Source organism: Nocardia sp. NPDC041819 (assembly GCF_055590505.1).
The window spans coordinates 245,817-260,408 of the sequence record NZ_JBVJAP010000001.1 but is presented as its reverse complement, the minus strand read 5'-3'; the positions used below and the strand labels follow the sequence as shown (position 1 = coordinate 260,408).

At 69.6% G+C, this 14,592-nt stretch carries 17 protein-coding genes; 9 read left to right on the top strand and 8 right to left on the bottom strand.

Annotated elements, in window-relative coordinates; genetic code table 11:
- Nucleotides 1–19: 19 nt before the first annotated feature.
- Together ACZ6DL_RS01255 and ACZ6DL_RS01250 are read right to left on the bottom strand one after the other, a co-directional pair.
- On the bottom strand, nt 20–253 hold the full coding sequence (locus ACZ6DL_RS01255) for a redoxin NrdH (RefSeq protein WP_039799742.1): 234 nt from the start codon (nt 251–253) through the stop codon (nt 20–22).
- 391 nt (nt 254–644) lie between these two features.
- Nucleotides 645–1,214, bottom strand: coding sequence for an NAD(P)H-dependent oxidoreductase (locus ACZ6DL_RS01250; protein WP_466048244.1), 570 nt, complete (start codon nt 1,212–1,214; stop codon nt 645–647).
- A gap of 144 nt (nt 1,215–1,358) precedes the next feature.
- Between ACZ6DL_RS01250 and ACZ6DL_RS01245 the strand changes: the two genes are divergently transcribed.
- Nucleotides 1,359–1,964, top strand: coding sequence for a TetR/AcrR family transcriptional regulator (locus ACZ6DL_RS01245; RefSeq protein ID WP_062969540.1), 606 nt, complete (start codon nt 1,359–1,361; stop codon nt 1,962–1,964).
- 22 nt (nt 1,965–1,986) lie between these two features.
- The gene (gene nadE / locus ACZ6DL_RS01240) at nt 1,987–2,811 is read left to right on the top strand and encodes an ammonia-dependent NAD(+) synthetase (RefSeq protein WP_466048242.1); all 825 of its coding nucleotides are present in this window, start codon (nt 1,987–1,989) and stop codon (nt 2,809–2,811) included.
- A gap of 104 nt (nt 2,812–2,915) precedes the next feature.
- On the opposite strand, the gene ACZ6DL_RS01235 is transcribed toward nadE, so the two are convergent.
- Together ACZ6DL_RS01235 and moaA are read right to left on the bottom strand one after the other, a co-directional pair.
- Nucleotides 2,916–3,158: a MoaD/ThiS family protein gene (locus ACZ6DL_RS01235; protein ID WP_357033414.1), complete on the bottom strand. Its 243-nt coding sequence runs from the start codon at nt 3,156–3,158 to the stop codon at nt 2,916–2,918.
- Nucleotides 3,151–4,209: a GTP 3',8-cyclase MoaA gene (gene moaA, locus ACZ6DL_RS01230; protein ID WP_466048240.1), complete on the bottom strand. Its 1,059-nt coding sequence runs from the start codon at nt 4,207–4,209 to the stop codon at nt 3,151–3,153. The genes ACZ6DL_RS01235 and moaA overlap by 8 nt, the downstream gene beginning before the upstream one ends.
- A gap of 253 nt (nt 4,210–4,462) precedes the next feature.
- Between moaA and ACZ6DL_RS01225 the strand changes: the two genes are divergently transcribed.
- Genes ACZ6DL_RS01225 through ACZ6DL_RS01210 form a run of 4 tightly spaced genes read left to right on the top strand, consistent with a single transcriptional unit; the run spans nt 4,463 to nt 8,259 of the window.
- On the top strand, nt 4,463–5,707 hold the full coding sequence (locus ACZ6DL_RS01225; RefSeq protein WP_466048238.1) for a molybdopterin molybdotransferase MoeA: 1,245 nt from the start codon (nt 4,463–4,465) through the stop codon (nt 5,705–5,707).
- Complete coding sequence (gene moaCB, locus ACZ6DL_RS01220; RefSeq protein ID WP_466048236.1) at nt 5,704–6,759, top strand: bifunctional molybdenum cofactor biosynthesis protein MoaC/MoaB; 1,056 nt, start codon at nt 5,704–5,706, stop codon at nt 6,757–6,759. The genes ACZ6DL_RS01225 and moaCB overlap by 4 nt, the downstream gene beginning before the upstream one ends.
- Nucleotides 6,746–7,180, top strand: coding sequence for a molybdenum cofactor biosynthesis protein MoaE (locus ACZ6DL_RS01215; RefSeq protein ID WP_466048234.1), 435 nt, complete (start codon nt 6,746–6,748; stop codon nt 7,178–7,180). Before moaCB ends, ACZ6DL_RS01215 begins: the two co-directional genes overlap by 14 nt.
- Before the next feature lie 56 nt (nt 7,181–7,236).
- Nucleotides 7,237–8,259 carry an AraC family transcriptional regulator gene (locus ACZ6DL_RS01210; protein WP_466048232.1) on the top strand — a complete coding sequence of 341 codons (1,023 nt, stop codon included), beginning with the start codon at nt 7,237–7,239 and terminating at the stop codon, nt 8,257–8,259.
- On the opposite strand, the gene ACZ6DL_RS01205 is transcribed toward ACZ6DL_RS01210, so the two are convergent.
- From ACZ6DL_RS01205 to ACZ6DL_RS01195, 3 genes are all read right to left on the bottom strand, one after another.
- Nucleotides 8,249–8,440: a hypothetical protein gene (locus tag ACZ6DL_RS01205; protein ID WP_040868744.1), complete on the bottom strand. Its 192-nt coding sequence runs from the start codon at nt 8,438–8,440 to the stop codon at nt 8,249–8,251. The genes ACZ6DL_RS01210 and ACZ6DL_RS01205 overlap by 11 nt on opposite strands.
- Nucleotides 8,441–8,626: 186 nt before the next feature.
- Entirely contained in the window at nt 8,627–9,661 is a 1,035-nt protein-coding gene (locus ACZ6DL_RS01200) for a CobW family GTP-binding protein (RefSeq protein WP_466048230.1), read from the bottom strand.
- Nucleotides 9,662–9,746: 85 nt separating this feature from the next.
- Nucleotides 9,747–11,054 (bottom strand): N-acetylmuramoyl-L-alanine amidase, encoded by a 1,308-nt coding sequence (locus tag ACZ6DL_RS01195; RefSeq protein WP_466048228.1) that lies wholly within the window; start codon nt 11,052–11,054, stop codon nt 9,747–9,749.
- Between the two features lie 566 nt (nt 11,055–11,620).
- On the opposite strand from ACZ6DL_RS01195, the gene ACZ6DL_RS01190 reads away from it, so the two are divergent.
- The 3 genes from ACZ6DL_RS01190 to ACZ6DL_RS01180 all read left to right on the top strand — a co-directional run bounded on the left by ACZ6DL_RS01190 (nt 11,621) and on the right by ACZ6DL_RS01180 (nt 13,352).
- On the top strand, nt 11,621–11,992 hold the full coding sequence (locus tag ACZ6DL_RS01190) for a hypothetical protein (protein WP_466048226.1): 372 nt from the start codon (nt 11,621–11,623) through the stop codon (nt 11,990–11,992).
- Nucleotides 11,993–12,056: 64 nt separating this feature from the next.
- On the top strand, nt 12,057–12,806 hold the full coding sequence (locus ACZ6DL_RS01185; protein ID WP_466048224.1) for an SDR family oxidoreductase: 750 nt from the start codon (nt 12,057–12,059) through the stop codon (nt 12,804–12,806).
- A gap of 144 nt (nt 12,807–12,950) precedes the next feature.
- Complete coding sequence (locus ACZ6DL_RS01180) at nt 12,951–13,352, top strand: PaaI family thioesterase (RefSeq protein WP_466048222.1); 402 nt, start codon at nt 12,951–12,953, stop codon at nt 13,350–13,352.
- Here the strand turns inward: ACZ6DL_RS01180 and ACZ6DL_RS01175 are convergent.
- Nucleotides 13,349–14,470: an MAB_1171c family putative transporter gene (locus ACZ6DL_RS01175; protein ID WP_466048220.1), complete on the bottom strand. Its 1,122-nt coding sequence runs from the start codon at nt 14,468–14,470 to the stop codon at nt 13,349–13,351. The two genes, ACZ6DL_RS01180 and ACZ6DL_RS01175, sit on opposite strands and share 4 nt — an antisense overlap.
- Nucleotides 14,471–14,592 lie beyond the last annotated feature (122 nt).

Genomic DNA, 14,592 nt, shown 5'->3' with positions numbered 1-14,592 from the left:
CCTCGGATGCGGTGGAGGGTCAGGCCGCCACGGTCGCGAGCGACTTGATGCGGTCGGGCCGGAAGCCCGACCAGTGATCGTCTCCGGCCACCACGACCGGCGCCTGCAGGTAGCCCAGGGCCATGACGTAGTCACGCGCCTCGTCGTTCTCCGAGATGTCGATGACCTCGTAGTCCACCCCGGCCTTGTCGAGGGCCTTGTAGGTGGCGTTGCACTGGACGCAAGCGGGCTTGGTGTACACGGTGACGGTCATTGATGTCCCTCTCTCCTTGTGCCTGATCCACAGCCTGAGATCCGTTGCAATACACGATCGACGTATGCTGCGCAAACTTCTGGAGCCGGACTCGAATCCCCTGATCAGCCACTCGTGACCGACTCCTACCGGGTGGGGCCTCTCACCGTCTTCCAGTAGCGAAGACACTACACCTAGTGGCCGACAGATTCCTACAACACGACATGTAGCGAGTCACATTGATGAAATTCCATCGAGAGAAGTACCAGGACGCTCGATTCACCCCGGGATCAAACAGTGGCGCAGATCACTGTTCGACATGTCAGCACACTTTCAGCAAACTCACTGGCAAACGAAGAGGGCCACCGCTGCGCCCGCAGCGATGACCCTCGTCCGAGACCGGAGATGGAGCTTACACCGACGCGAATTCGCCCCGCGTGGCCTCGACCAGTTCGCGCACGGTGCCGGCCAGCTGAGTGAGCGCCTCGGCGTCGTCGCGCGGATGCGTGGCGCCGAAGCGCTCGCCGATGACACCGAAGTGCAGGTGCGCGGACTCGACCACTCGCGCGCCCGCCACGCCGAGCGCCTTGACGACGTCGCCGTGCGCCCACTGCGCCGCGTTCGGGCTGATCGACGCACTCACCACAGCGGTGGGCTTGCCCTTGATGGCACCGGCGCCGTACGGGCGAGAGGCCCAGTCGATCGCGTTCTTCAGCACCGCCGACAGCGTGCCGTTGTACTCCGGAGTGACCACCAGCAGGCCGTCGGCCTCGGCGACCGCGTCGCGCAGCGCCTGGGCCGCCGCCGGAACCGAGCCGGAGACGTCGATGTCCTCGTTGTAGAACGGGATGTCGGCGAGTCCGTCGTAGAGGGTGACCTCGACGCCCTCCGGCGCGGTGTGGGCCGCGGCCTCGGCCAGCCGCCGATTGACCGAGGCGGCGCGCAGACTGCCGACGAGTGCGAGAATGCGGGTCTGGCTCATGAACACTCCTGGTGTACTGAATTAGATGGTGTCCGTACGTTCACCACACACTAACCGGACCATGGTCCGATTACTTCCCGCGGAGCCTGCGTGAGCGCTGTGAACTACCCCACACCCCACTCGACCTCCGCTGGCACCCGTCGGCTGCTCGACGTCGGCGCCCCGCTGCCCGGCACCTCGGAGCCCGCCGAGCGCGCCGACGCCGCACGCAATCGCCGGCTGCTGCTGGACGCGGCGCAGCAGCTGGTGCGTGAGCACGGCGTGGACAGTCTCACCATGGACGCGCTCGCGAAACGCGCCGGGGTCGGCAAAGGCACGGTGTTCCGCCGGTTCGGCAGCAGATCCGGCCTGATGCTCGCCCTGCTGGACCACTCCGAGCAGAAGTATCAGGAGTCGTTCATCTTCGGCCCGCCGCCGCTCGGCCCGGGCGCACCTCCGGTGGAACGACTGGTCGCCTTCGGTCGGGCCAGGCTCCTCGACATCGAAGTGGAAGGCGAACTGCACCGCGCAGCCGAACTCGGCGAGGCCGGTGACCGGTATTCCGGTGCGCCCTACGGATTGCTGCGCGCTCACGTCGCAATGCTGTTGCGGCAGGCCGACGTGCCCGGCGAGGTCCCGCTCGTCGCCGACTGGCTGCTGGCGATGCTGGGCGCGGCGCTGGTCATGCACCAGATGCACGTGCTCGGCTATACCCGCGAGCAGATCGGCGACAACTGGGAGGACGTCGTCCGTCGCGTTGTCACCCGCTGAATCGCCAGTACACTCGGGCGCCATGGGGAACCTGCGCGAACAGATCATCAGTGAATTGGGCGTCCAGCCCACGATCGAACCGAAGGAAGAGATCCGCCGCCGGGTCGATTTCCTCAAGGATTATCTGAACGCCACTCCCGCACGTGGTTTCGTTCTCGGCATCAGCGGTGGACAGGACAGTGCTCTCGCGGGCAGGCTGTGCCAGCTCGCGGTCGAGGAATTGCGCGCCGACGGCGTGGACGCGACCTTCCTCGCCGTCCGGCTGCCCCACGGCGTGCAGGCCGACGAGGCCGACGCGCTCACGGCGCTGGCCTTCGTCCGGCCCGACCGGCAGGTCGTGGTGAACATCCGGCCCAGCGCGAGCGCCGCGGCCGCGGAGGCGGCGTCCGCGTTGCAGGTGGACCAGCTGCGGGACTTCGTGCGCGGCAACATCAAAGCGCGCGAACGCATGGTGCTCCAGTACGCGCTGGCCGGGCAGGAGAACCTGCTCGTGATCGGCACCGACCACGCGGCCGAGGCGGTCACCGGATTCTTCACCAAGTACGGCGACGGCGGTGTCGATTTGACCCCGCTCACCGGTCTCACCAAGCGCCAGGGCGCCGCCCTGCTCCAGGAGCTCGGCGCACCCGCCAGCATCTGGTCCAAGGTGCCCACCGCCGACCTGGAGGACGACCGCCCCGCCCTGCCCGACGAGGAGGCGCTCGGTCTGCGCTACAGCGAGATCGACGACTACCTGGAAGGCAAGGAGGTGACCCCCGAGGTCGCCGAGCGGCTGGAAGGCATCTTCCGCAACACCCGGCACAAGCGCACCGTCCCGGTGACTCCGCTGGACACCTGGTGGCGCTGAGCACCTGGGCCGACTCACCCGGCGCGAGACGGCGCGCCGGGAACCGCCGCTTGTGAAGCCATCGGCCGCGGCGGCGTGCCCGCCGGTGCGCACGCGTCGCCGGGCTATCCCCCGGCGAAGGGGGGCAGGACGTCGACGCGCGGACTCAGCGCGGCGGCGGGATCGCGGGTGAGCTCATCACCGATCAGATAGGCGCACACCGACAGCATCTTGTCCAGGTCCGGGCCGTAGGTCGCGGACAGGGCGGCGCGAAGGTCGGCCACCGTCGCTCCGGCCGGGAGGTCGAGGGTTTCGCCGTCCTTGCCGACGGCGTCGGCAATCGCGGCGAAATAGCGGATCTCAACCACCGATGGCTCCCATCGTCCGCTCCGGGGGGACGAAGCCCTCGGCGTCGATGCCGTGACCTGCCCACTTGTTCCACATCGCGCCGCGCCAAAGGGTCGCGACCTCGTCGTCGCCCGCGCCGGAGCGCAGCACCTGGCGCAGGTCGAATTCCTGGTCGCTGAACAGGCAGGAGCGCAGCATGCCGTCCGCGGTGAGGCGGGTGCGGTCGCAGGTGTCGCAGAACTTGCGGGTCACGGTGGCGATGATCCCTACGGTGCCGGGGCCGCCGTCGACCAGCCACTTCTCCGCGGGGGCCGACGGATCGGCGCGGCCGGCCTCGGTGAGCCCGAACCGGGCGCCGAGCACATCGAGCAGCTCGGCGGCGGTGACCATGTTGGCGCGGGCCCACTCGTGGTCGGCGTCGAGCGGCATCTCCTCGATGAAACGCAGTTCGCAACCCTCGTCCAAGCACCAGCGCAGGAGATCCGACGCACCGGAGAGGGTTTCGCGCATCAAGACGGCGTTGACCTTGATCGGCGTCAGTCCGGCGGCACGCGCGGCGCGAACACCCGCGAACACCGACTCGAGGCGGTCGCGGCGCGTCAGCCGCGCGAAACCGGCCCGGTCCACGGTGTCCAGCGACACGTTCACCCGGTGCAGTCCCGCGGCGGCGAGGCCGAACGCGCGGTGCTCGAGCCCGACGCCGTTCGTCGTCATGGCCAGTGGGATGTGCGGCACCTCGGCATGACAGCCCGCGATGATCTGTTCCAGCTCGCGGCGCATCAGCGGCTCGCCCCCGGTGAAGCGGACCTCACGCACCCCCAGCTCGCGCACCGCGAGGCGGACCAGACGCACGATCTCGTCCACCGTGAGCAGTTCGTGCCGGGGAATCTCCGGCAGCCCCTCCTCCGGCATGCAATAGGTACAGCGCAGCGAACACTTCTCGGTGATGGATACGCGTAGGTCGCGGGCGACGCGTCCGAAACGATCCAGCAAGTAGGGGGTGTCGGGACGGCCGGCGAGCGAGGGACGCCCGGAACGCACCGCGGGAATCCCGATCTCGACCAGAGTCACACGTCCATTATGACCGCCTGTCCCGATTCGGCTGCGGGCGGAATGCTCACCTCGGGCTCACCACGGCCGCGAATCGGCGGTGAGGCCCGCGCCGGGGACGAGCGCGACGCCGGACGACCTGCGCACGGGCCGGCGCGCGGCGACGGAGGCGGAAAACCGCCCGGATCGGGCCTAGGCGTACCTCCGCCTTCGCTCCGGCCATGCGCAGGCTGAGGACGGACTATGTCCGACCGCACCCATTAGGCTGACTCGCATGAACCCTCGGCCCGCCGGCGTCTCGGCCAGGCCCGTCGACGACTACCGCGACAGCATCGAACAGCTGCTGCGGCCACTGGCCGCGCGCACGGTCGAGTCCGTCCCGGTGCCGCGGGCGCTGGGCAGGCAGTCGGCCGAGGACGTCCGCTCGCCGATCGAGCTGCCGGTGTTCCGGAACTCCGCGATGGACGGCTACGCGGTGCGCGCCGAATCGGTGCTGGTCGCACCGGTCACCCTGCCCTTGACCGGCGTGGTCGCGGCGGGCGCGGCGGGCCGCACGCCGCTGCCGGGGGGCGCTGCGATGAAGGTGATGACCGGTGCGCCGATCCCGCCCGGCGCGGACTGCGTCGTGCCGGTGGAGGACACCCGCGTGGGCGACGGCACGGTGACCATCCAACGCGGGCGCAGCGCAGGCGAATTCGTGCGGGAACCGGGGACGGACGTCCGGACCGGGGATCTGCTCGTTCGGGCGGGAACCATGCTCGCCCCCCGGCATGTCGCCGCCCTCGCCGCCGTCGGCCTGCCCGCGGTGGCGGTCTTCCGGTCGGTGCGCGCCGCCGTGATCACCACCGGCGACGAGCTGGTCGCGGCCGGAAAGCCGCTGCGTCCGGGGCAGATCTACAACTCCAACGGCGTCGCCCTCGCCGCGGCGCTCGCGGCGAACGGCGTCGGTGTCGTCTCGGTGGCGCACAGCACCGACGATCCGGCGCGCTTCCGCGCGCTGCTGTCGGCGGCGACCGAGAACGCCGATGTGGTGTTCACCTCCGGCGGCGTGTCCAAGGGCGACTTCGAGGTGGTCAAGGACGTGCTGGAGCCGATGGGCGGGCGGTTCGGCTCGGTCGCGATGCAACCGGGCGGCCCGCAGGGACTGACCGTGGTCGACGGGGTGCCGGTGCTCAGCTTCCCCGGCAATCCGGTCAGCACGATGGTGTCGTTCGAGGTGTTCGCCCGCCCGATCCTGCGGCGTCTCGCCGGTCTGCCCGAGGTGGACACCTACGAGCTTCCCCTGGCCGACGCCGTGCCGCGCTCGCCGGAGGGGAAACGGCAATTCCTGCGCGGCAGACTCATCCGCGCCCATCCGGGGGAATCGCCCGCGCACCGGCAGCCCCGGGCGGTCGAGGTGGTGTCCGGTCCCGGGTCGCATCTCGTGGCGGCCATGGCGTGGGCCGAAGTGCTGATCGACGTGCCCGCCGAGGTCACCGCGCTGCCCGCCGGAGCGCTTGTGCGAGTGTGGTCCTTATGAGCGAGTTGTCCCATGTCGACCAGGAAGGCCGCGCCCGCATGGTGGATGTGAGCGCGAAGAGCGACACCACCCGGATCGCCGTCGCGGCAGGCGAGTTGCGCACCACGGCCGAGGTGGTCGCGCTGGTGCGGGCCGACGACCTGCCGAAGGCGGATGTGCTGTCCACCGCACGCATCGCGGGCATCTCGGGGGCGAAGAAGACCTCCGAACTGATCCCGCTGTGCCATCAGCTGGCGCTGTCGTCGGTGCGAGTGGAGTTCGGTTTCACCGACACCGCCATCACGATCGAGGCCACCGCGAAGACCAAGGGGCCCACGGGTGTGGAGATGGAGGCGCTCACCGCGGTCGCGGTCGCCGGGCTCACCCTGCACGACATGGTGAAGGCGGTCGACCCCGCGGCGACGCTCACCGACGTGCGGCTGCTCACCAAAGAAGGCGGCAAACGCGGACATTGGGAGCGCCCGGCCGACGAAGGCCCCATCCCGTCTTCCGCCGACGAAGACCTGTCCCCCGAGGACGCGGATATCGAGCCGGACATCTCGGAGTACGCCGAGCCGGAACTCGACGGGGAACCGCAGTCGGCCGTGGTGCTGGTCGCGTCGACCGGTGTGGCGGCGGGGACCCGCGAGGACACCACCGGTCCGGTGCTCGCGGACTGGCTGGCCGGACTCGGCTTCTCGGTGCGGGGCCCGCTGGTCTACGCCGACGCCGAGATCGAATTCGGCCTGGCCGACGCGTTGCGCTTCGAACCGGCGCTCGTCATCAGCACCGGCGGGACGGGTGCGTCCCCCACCGATGGGACCCCGGAGGCCACCCTCGCGTTGCTCGACCGCGAACTCCCCGGTGTGGCGGAGGCGATCCGGCAGCGCGGCACGGCGAAATTCCCGCTGGCGGCGCTGAGTCGCGGCGTGGCGGGGCTGGCCGGGCGCTCGGTGGTGGTGAATCTGCCGGGATCGCCGGGTGGCGTTCGCGACGGCATCGCGGTGCTGGAACCGCTGCTGGATCATCTGCTCGCACAAGTCGCCGGAGGTGGAAGTCATGACAACGGCTGAGGCCGAGGTCCGGCTCGCCCGGATCAGCGACCAGCCGCTCGACCCGGCGGAGGTCGAGGAGGCGGTCCGCGGACCGCACTACGGCGCGGTCGTGGTGTTCACCGGGAAGGTCCGCGACCATGATGGCGGGCAGGCCGTTTCGGCCCTGGAATACTCCGCGCACCCGCAGGCGGAACGCTTCCTGCGCACCGTCTGCGCGGAACTGGCCGCCGCGCACGGTTTGCCGGTCGCGGCCGTGCATCGCGTCGGCTCACTCGGCATCGGTGACCGCGCGATCGTCGTCGCGGTGGCGGCGGCGCATCGGGGCGCGGCGTTCGCGGCGTGCTCGGAACTGGTGGATCGGATCAAGCACGAAGTCCCGATCTGGAAACGCCAGTTGTTCGCCGACGGCCTGTCCGAATGGGTGAACGCCTGCGGGTGACCTGACCGTGACATGAATCTCATGAGGAATCAACACGACCGGGATAGCGTGTCGGCGTGGGAACCGACCAGGTCTTGCTCCACCGGTTCGTCATCTCGCAGCTCACCGCGGCCGGCGTCGACCGCGACCGGCTGCTCCGGGAATCCGGGTTGCCGGAGTGGACCATGGCGGGCGACGACGTGCACCTGCCCAGCCAGACGTTCTCCCGGCTGTGGGAGATCGGTGAGCACGAACTCGGCGATCCGGACGTCGCCCTGAACGTGGCGAGCCGCTACGAACTCACCTGCCTGGGTCTCTACGACTACCTGTTCTCCTCGGCCCCGACGCTGGGCGCCGGATTGGCGACCTGTGGGCCGTACGTCACGGCGGTGACCACCAACCATCGGTTCGACCTGGTCGCGGAGAACGACGAGGAAGTCACCTTGTATCTCGACATGATCGACGGGGAAGGCCGGGGCCGGGATCTCACTCAGCTGTGGGGCCTGTGCGCGGTGCTCAGCCGCGCGCGGCGCGTCGTGCGCGAACCGCTGGCCCCGTTGCGGGTCTCGCTGCGCCAGCGCGCACCCGCCAAGACCGACACCTTCGTCGAGGTATTCGGCACCACCGCGATCGAGTTCGACGCGCCGGTGGACGCCATGACCTTTCGCGCCTCGGATATGGATCTGCCGCTGACCACCAGTGATCCGGTCCTGGCCGGCATCCTGCGGCCGTTGGCCGCGGCCCTTCCGCCACCGCCGCCGCTGGCCACCGCCTGGCCGGAGCGCGTCGCGGCCGCGCTGGCGGACTGCCTGGACGAGGGCGACGCGTCCCTCGAGCGGGTGGCGCGCAGGCTGGCCACCAGCCCCCGCACGCTCCAGCGGCGGTTGCGAGAGGCGGGCACCACGTGGCGCGCGGAACTGGATCGGGCACGCGGCACGCGGCTGATCGCCGCGACGGCCACCGGCCCGTTGAGCCGGTCACGCCAGGCCGAGATTCTCGGCTACTCCGACCCGGGATCGATGCGGCGAGCGGCACGGCGGTGGTCGCTGGCCACCCCCGCGTATCGCGCCGAGTGGGTGGAGCGGACGTTCACGGCCTGATGAAACGCGCGGCGATCGACCAGAACGTCGCGTCCTCGATCGCACGGAAATCCCAGCTGTTGGCGATCGCGTGGGTCTCGGCGACGATCGCGGGAACGTCGAAGTCCTCGCGGGTGGCGGTGCCCTTGGCCTCCAGCGCCTCGATGACGTACGCGGTGGCGCTCTCCATGGAATCTGACACGGGAAACTCCCATCGGTCGCAGAACGATTCGGTCGGTCACGGATGGGCTGCCGAGCGGCGCCGCGGGCGGCAGTACGCTCCCAGTGCCCGCGGACCGGCGGACACGCATTCAGTCTCATGAAAAGACTGCTCTGTCACCAGCACCGAACGCGACATGTCGCGAACAAACGCGCCAATCTGGCGCGTTCAGTGCGGTGTATAGCGCCACACGCCGAGCATGCTCTGCGCGTCGAGTGGTTCGGCGCCGTCGTGCACGGTGTCGTGCAGCCGCGCCAAGGCCGTGTCGGTGCGCAGGCCTGCCCCGATGAGCACCAGCTGCGCGCCCCGCGCTTCGCCGCGCGACCAGCCGCCCGGCTCGAAGACGATGTGGCGGCCGACCATGTGCAGGACGAACTTCCTGCGTTCGTCGGCCACCCCGAAGGCGGCGAACCCTTTGGCCCGGAACAATCCCGGCGGCGGGTCCTCCAGGAAGCCGATCAACTTGCGCGGGTCCAGCGCTCGTTCACTGGTGAACGAGACGCTGGCGTAGTCGTCGTGCAGATGACGGTGCCCGGCGTGATCGTCGTGGTCGTGCTCTACGAGCAGTTCGTCGAAGCTCAGCTGCTCGGCCACCATCGGGCGGGTGCGGTGCGGTTGGTCGAACAGCAGCCCGGGATCGATGCGGCCGTAGGTGGTCGCGTACACCGGCACCGAACCGACCAGCGCCGCGATGTCCTCGCGCAGCCGTGCGAGTTGCTCGGGCGCGATCCGGTCGGCCTTGTTGACCACGACCAGATCGGCCAGCCGCAGATGCGTGCGCAGCTCCGGGTGGCGGGTACTGCTGCGCGGGAACTCTTCGGCGTCGACCACCTCGACCAGGCCGCCGTAGCGCAGGCGGGGATTGTCGCTGCCGACCACCATCCGGATGAGGCTGCGCGGCTCGGCCAAGCCGCTGGCTTCCACGACGATCACGTCGATTCCGGCCTTCGGCTGGGTGAGCCGGGTGAACAGCTCGTCCAGCTCGGTGACGTCGACCGCGCAGCACACGCACCCGTTGCCGAGCGAGACCATGGCGTCCACCTGCCCGGCGACCAGCATCGAATCGATGTTGATCGCCCCGAAGTCGTTGACCACCACCCCGATCCGCGTTCCCCGGTTGTCCCGCAGCAAGTGATTGAGCAGCGTGGTCTTTCCGGAACCGAGAAACCCCGCGACGAGCACAACAGGAATCCGGTCAGCCATTCCGCTCACCCTAGTGCGCCGCGGGAAAGACCGGACGCCACCCTCGAGGTGGTGAGGATGGCGTCCGGCGGGTTCGGTGTGCGGACTATTTCGAGGAGCCCAGCAGCATGCCCGCCAGGCTGTAGCCGAGGTTGATCAGCTCCGTGGTGATCGCGTTGTCGTCCAGGCCCAGCATCTTCGCCAACGGCATCAGCAACTCCATGATCGAAGCGTTGCCCCCCGCGGTCCCGGGTGACTGCTGCGCGTTCGGCGTGCCCGGCGACTGGCTGCCGGAGGTGCCCGGTGCATTCGGCGCCGCGGGCGTGCCCGATGACTGCGGTGTCGCGGTGCCGGGCGCGGGCTTCGGCGTCGAGGTGCTCGGAACGGACTGCGCCTGCGGCACCGCGGGGGCCGCCGGACTCTGCGGCACACCGGGAGTCGTCCAACTCTGCGGCACCGCCGGAATCGTCTGCGCCTGCGGCACCACCGGGTTCGTCTGCGCCTGGGGAGTACCCGGATTCGTCTGGCCCTGCGGCGTTCCCGGCGCCACCGCGGGACGGTCGAGCGACGTGCCCTGCGGAGTGGTCTGGCTTGCCTGCTGATCCGGTGAGATACCCGGCTGCGGTGCGCCGAGCAGGTAACCGACCACTCCGGTGGTCAGCGCGATGGCGTGCTTGAGCTGCCCGTCGGGTGTTTCCAGCAGCGCCGCGTCCTCGGGATTGGCGCCGTTGCCCATCTCGAGGAAGACGAGCGGAACGGTGGTCAGCGCGGGACCGGCGATGTCGCTGCGGGTCTGCAGACCGTCCACAACGCCGCCGTAGTCGGCGGACGGGAAGCCCGCGTCGCGGTACGCGTCGCGCACCGACTTCGACGCGGCGAGGCCTGCTCCCGACTGGACCTGATCGACGATCAGATTCGGGATCGGCAGCTCCGGGACGATCAGATGGAACCCGCGATCCTGTGCGGGCGCGCTGTCGGCGTGGATGCTCACGGCGACGTCCGCGCCGGACTGGCTCGCCGCGCGGGCCCGGTCGTCGACGCAGCCGCCCCAGTTCATGTCGTCCTGGCGGCTCAGCACGACGTGCGCGCCGAGTGTCTCCAGCGACGTCTTGACGACCTGGGCGACGTTCCAGGTGATGGTGTGCTCGGGAACGCCGTTCATCGTGGTCATGCCGGTGGTCTGGCAGTCCTTGGTGCCACCGCGGCCATCGCTGACCTGTCTTGCCAAATCTTGGGAATGGTTCGACCCCTGATGTCCTGGGTCGAGGAAAACGGTCTTGCCAGCGAGCTTTTGCGACATGTCCAGCGCCGACGGCGCCGCCTGTGCGGTGACCGGGAGCAACCCGGACAGCGTCACCGTTACCGCGGCCGTGACGGCGGTACAGATCCCTGCATTGATGATGCTTGGCTTCATAGTGCGGTCGGTGCTCCGGGACGGAGCACCCCTCCCTTCCCACTTGTAACACCAAACCCAGTAGTCAACTCTGGCAACGCGTGTATCAGCAAAGCAAGTTGCGTGATCGAAGTGTTACAGCATGCGCGACGCCCGGCCGTCCGGCTCGCTCGGCCAGTTTGCGCAGAGGTAGCAGAGCGTAATGCATCCGGCTCTGCGCCACACCGAACGGCGCGCGGAAATCGTCGGCGACTTGCCGAGAGTCATGGTCACGCTCGATCCGCTCGGTAATCCCCGCGCGATAGAGCGGAGGTGGACAGCGGGTAACTGCACCCCCGGGGAGATCGTTGGTCGAGCCGTCGGCGAAGCGTGACGGGACCCGACCCGTTCGTACCATCGCCCCACCGCCCCGCGACCGGGCGATGTCCGAGACGACATTCCGCGCGGATTACGAGATTCCGGGCACACCGCTCGGTCGGTTCTGGGATTCCTTGCCGCGGAGATGCGGGGATCTCCCGGGTCGGCCGCGGCCGCGGGGAGCACGACGACCGTGGACGCGGCGGTAGTACAAGTCAAGGAGAACCGGTATGCGTGCAAACGCACTCCTCTTCGCGGGAGCCATGAGCTGCGCGGCGACTCTGCTCGCCGTGGGGACGGCGGCGGCCGAGCCGGCGAACACCATGACGCACGACGGCGTCTACTTGGTCGGCGTCGACATCGTGCCCGGAATCTGGGAGGCGCCCGGCACCCCAGACCCGGCCTACGCCTGCGATTGGCGCAGGCTGTGGAAGGTGGAGGGCGACAACACGAACATGCAGTACATCCTCGCGAACAACTACACCCGGCTCGGTCCGGTCCGGGTGCAGATCAAGCCGACCGACGTGGGGTTCAAGACCGAGAACTGCGGGCCGTGGCGGTTGCTGCCGACACCGCCGCCGACCGGCTCGTTCGGCGGCTGACCGAGCGGCGCCTCCCGCCGGGCGGCGTATTGACTCGTGTTCAACAGAGGCTAGGGTCAGCCGCATGACGCGGAAGAGGATTCTGATCACCGGGGCGAGCGCGGGCCTCGGGGCCGCCATGGCGCGCGACTTCGCGGGCAAGGGCCGCGATCTCGCGCTGTGCGCCCGCAGGCTGGACGCGCTCACGGCGCTGCGCGACGAGCTGGTGGCCGCGCACCCGGAAGTCACCGTGGCCGTACGCGCCCTCGACGTGGACGACCACGCCGCGGTGCCGATCGTCTTCGGCGAGCTGCGCGACGAACTCGGCGGCCTGGATCGCGTGATCGTCAACGCCGGTATCGGCAAGGGTGCGCCGATCGGCAGCGGGCGGGCCGACGCGAACCTCGCGACGGCGACGACGAACTTCGTCAGCGCGCTGGCGCAGGCGGAGGCGGCGCTGGAGATCTTCCGCGCGCAGCAGGCCGGCCACCTGGTGCTCGTCGCCTCCATGAGCGCGGTGCGCGGGCTTCCCGGCAAGAAGGCGGCCTACTCGGCGAGCAAGGCGGGCCTCGCCGCGCTCGGCGCCGCACTGGCCACCGAATTGGCGCGGTCGCCGATCGCCGTGACCACGCTGTTGCCGGGTTTCATCGCCACCGACATGGCGGCCAAGGCGGGTGACGCGCGGATGGTCGCGCCCCTGGACAAAGGCGTCGCATCGATGGTGGCCGCCATCGAGAAGGAGCGACGACGAGCGTGTGTGCCCGGGTGGCCCTGGCGGCTGATCGATCTCGCGCTCCCCCACCTGCCCGACGCCATGGTGGCGCGGCTGAGCTGACCCGGCCGCCAGGCGTCGCCGCGTCTCGCCGACCGCGGACCGGTACGGAACCGATGTACAGGTCTCCCATCCGGCCACGGGGCGGTCCGGCGCCTACCCGCGAAGTAATCGACTCCGCGACCGGCGGCAGGCAAGATCACGGCCATGATCGATGAGACCGGCACCAAGCTTTTCCACCAGACCATGCCGTTCACCGAACGCCTCGGCATCGAGGTGCTCGCCCACGGCCCCGAGCTGGTCCGCAGCCGCCTGGCCTGGGACGAATCGCTGTGCACGCTGGGCGGCATGCTGCACGGCGGGGTGCTGATGTCGCTCGCCGACGCCACCGGCGCGGTCTGCGCGTTCCTGAACCTGCCGGACGGCAAGCAGGGCACCACCACGGTGGAATCGAAGACGAATTTCCTGCGCGCGGTTCGCTCCGGGCACGCCATCGCGTCGGCGGCGCCGTTGCATGCCGGACGCTCGTTCATCGTGGTGGAGACGGTGATCCGGGACGACGCGGACAAGCTGGTCGCGAAGGTCACCCAGACCCAAGCGGTGCTCTAGCCGACGGCCACCGGGACCCGCTCGCCCGCCGCCGCGCGGGCCGCGGGCCACACGCGGGCCAGTTCGAGCAGTTGCCGCAGCTCGGCGTCGAAATCCGCCGCGGGCACCGGCAGCCGGGCCGACGTCGATCCGATCGGCGCCGAGCCCTCCTGTCGCGCGACCGCCGCGCACGCCAATTGCTGCGCGTAGTAGGTCATCGGACATCCCGACTCGGCCGATGCCCCATGCGCCGGGGCGTAGCGGCCCAGATGCAGCAGCGCGTCCTGGATCTCCACCGTCATCCGCAACAGCTGGGTCCCCGGTTCGGCCTGCTCGCCCGCGGCCGGCCGCAGCACGATCTCCGGGACGGCGGTGGTGAGATCCCGCCACAGCGGGCGCAACCTGCGGCACGATCGTCCTACTCGATCGAGTTCCGCCGTGGCCAGCAGCGACCGGATCAGCGGAATGGCGATCACCGTCGCGTCGATCGCCAGACAGATGGTGACCGTCGCTTCGATCCGGATCAGATGAGTACCCCAGCGCTGCCATCCGGTGACCGCCCGCACCGTCGACAGCACCAGGTTCACACCGAAAAGTGTTGCCGCCCAGATCATCAGGGCGCACACCAGCTTCTCCGCCGGGCCGATGCCGCCCGCCCGCAGCTCACGCAGGCACATGCGGGCCAGCAGCGAGACGTTCACCAGCAGCGGGAGACCGAAGGTGGTCCACACCACCAATCCCTCGGCATCCAGGGTCAGGTCGACGAGTCTGCCTTCCTGCCGTGCCGCCGTGCCCGCCAGCAGGATCGCGCCGGTGGCCGCGGCCGCGAGCACGCAGCAGACGCGGTGCCTGCGCCGTACCGCCGCCGGGTCCACATCGAAGGCCCAGATGCGGACGATTCCTTGCAGGCACATCGACGCCATCACCGTGCAGCCGAGCGAGAGCTGATGGGCGAGGCTCGCGATGCCGGGTGTCATGGTGCAGCGATACAGCAGCAGACTCAGCAAGCCCCACAAGAACAGCTGGTTCAGCAGTTTGTCGACGATGGTGTCGCGTACCAGCAACCACCGGCCCGCGAGCACGGCGGCGACGAAACCGATGACCGGCCACGCGACGATTCCCGAGATCGATGACGACATCGGCCGGCCCTCCCACCCACGAAACTGTCCCCGCTGAACGATACTGTTGCCGCGTGTTCATGACCGTGCGGATCGAGAATCGGCAGCGGCCCCATTTGTCCGCTTTGCGACATTATCGCCGG

Coding starts and splice junctions, on each gene's coding strand:
- moaCB (WP_466048236.1), top strand. CDS start 5,704: ATGAGCGAGTTGTCCCATGTCGACCAGGAAGGCCGCGCCCGCATGGTG.
- nadE (WP_466048242.1), top strand. CDS start 1,987: ATGGGGAACCTGCGCGAACAGATCATCAGTGAATTGGGCGTCCAGCCC.
- ACZ6DL_RS01250 (WP_466048244.1), bottom strand. CDS start 1,214: ATGAGCCAGACCCGCATTCTCGCACTCGTCGGCAGTCTGCGCGCCGCC.
- ACZ6DL_RS01225 (WP_466048238.1), top strand. CDS start 4,463: ATGAACCCTCGGCCCGCCGGCGTCTCGGCCAGGCCCGTCGACGACTAC.
- ACZ6DL_RS01185 (WP_466048224.1), top strand. CDS start 12,057: ATGACGCGGAAGAGGATTCTGATCACCGGGGCGAGCGCGGGCCTCGGG.
- ACZ6DL_RS01190 (WP_466048226.1), top strand. CDS start 11,621: ATGCGTGCAAACGCACTCCTCTTCGCGGGAGCCATGAGCTGCGCGGCG.
- ACZ6DL_RS01195 (WP_466048228.1), bottom strand. CDS start 11,054: ATGAAGCCAAGCATCATCAATGCAGGGATCTGTACCGCCGTCACGGCC.
- ACZ6DL_RS01180 (WP_466048222.1), top strand. CDS start 12,951: ATGATCGATGAGACCGGCACCAAGCTTTTCCACCAGACCATGCCGTTC.
- ACZ6DL_RS01200 (WP_466048230.1), bottom strand. CDS start 9,661: ATGGCTGACCGGATTCCTGTTGTGCTCGTCGCGGGGTTTCTCGGTTCC.
- ACZ6DL_RS01215 (WP_466048234.1), top strand. CDS start 6,746: ATGACAACGGCTGAGGCCGAGGTCCGGCTCGCCCGGATCAGCGACCAG.
- ACZ6DL_RS01255 (WP_039799742.1), bottom strand. CDS start 253: ATGACCGTCACCGTGTACACCAAGCCCGCTTGCGTCCAGTGCAACGCC.
- ACZ6DL_RS01175 (WP_466048220.1), bottom strand. CDS start 14,470: ATGTCGTCATCGATCTCGGGAATCGTCGCGTGGCCGGTCATCGGTTTC.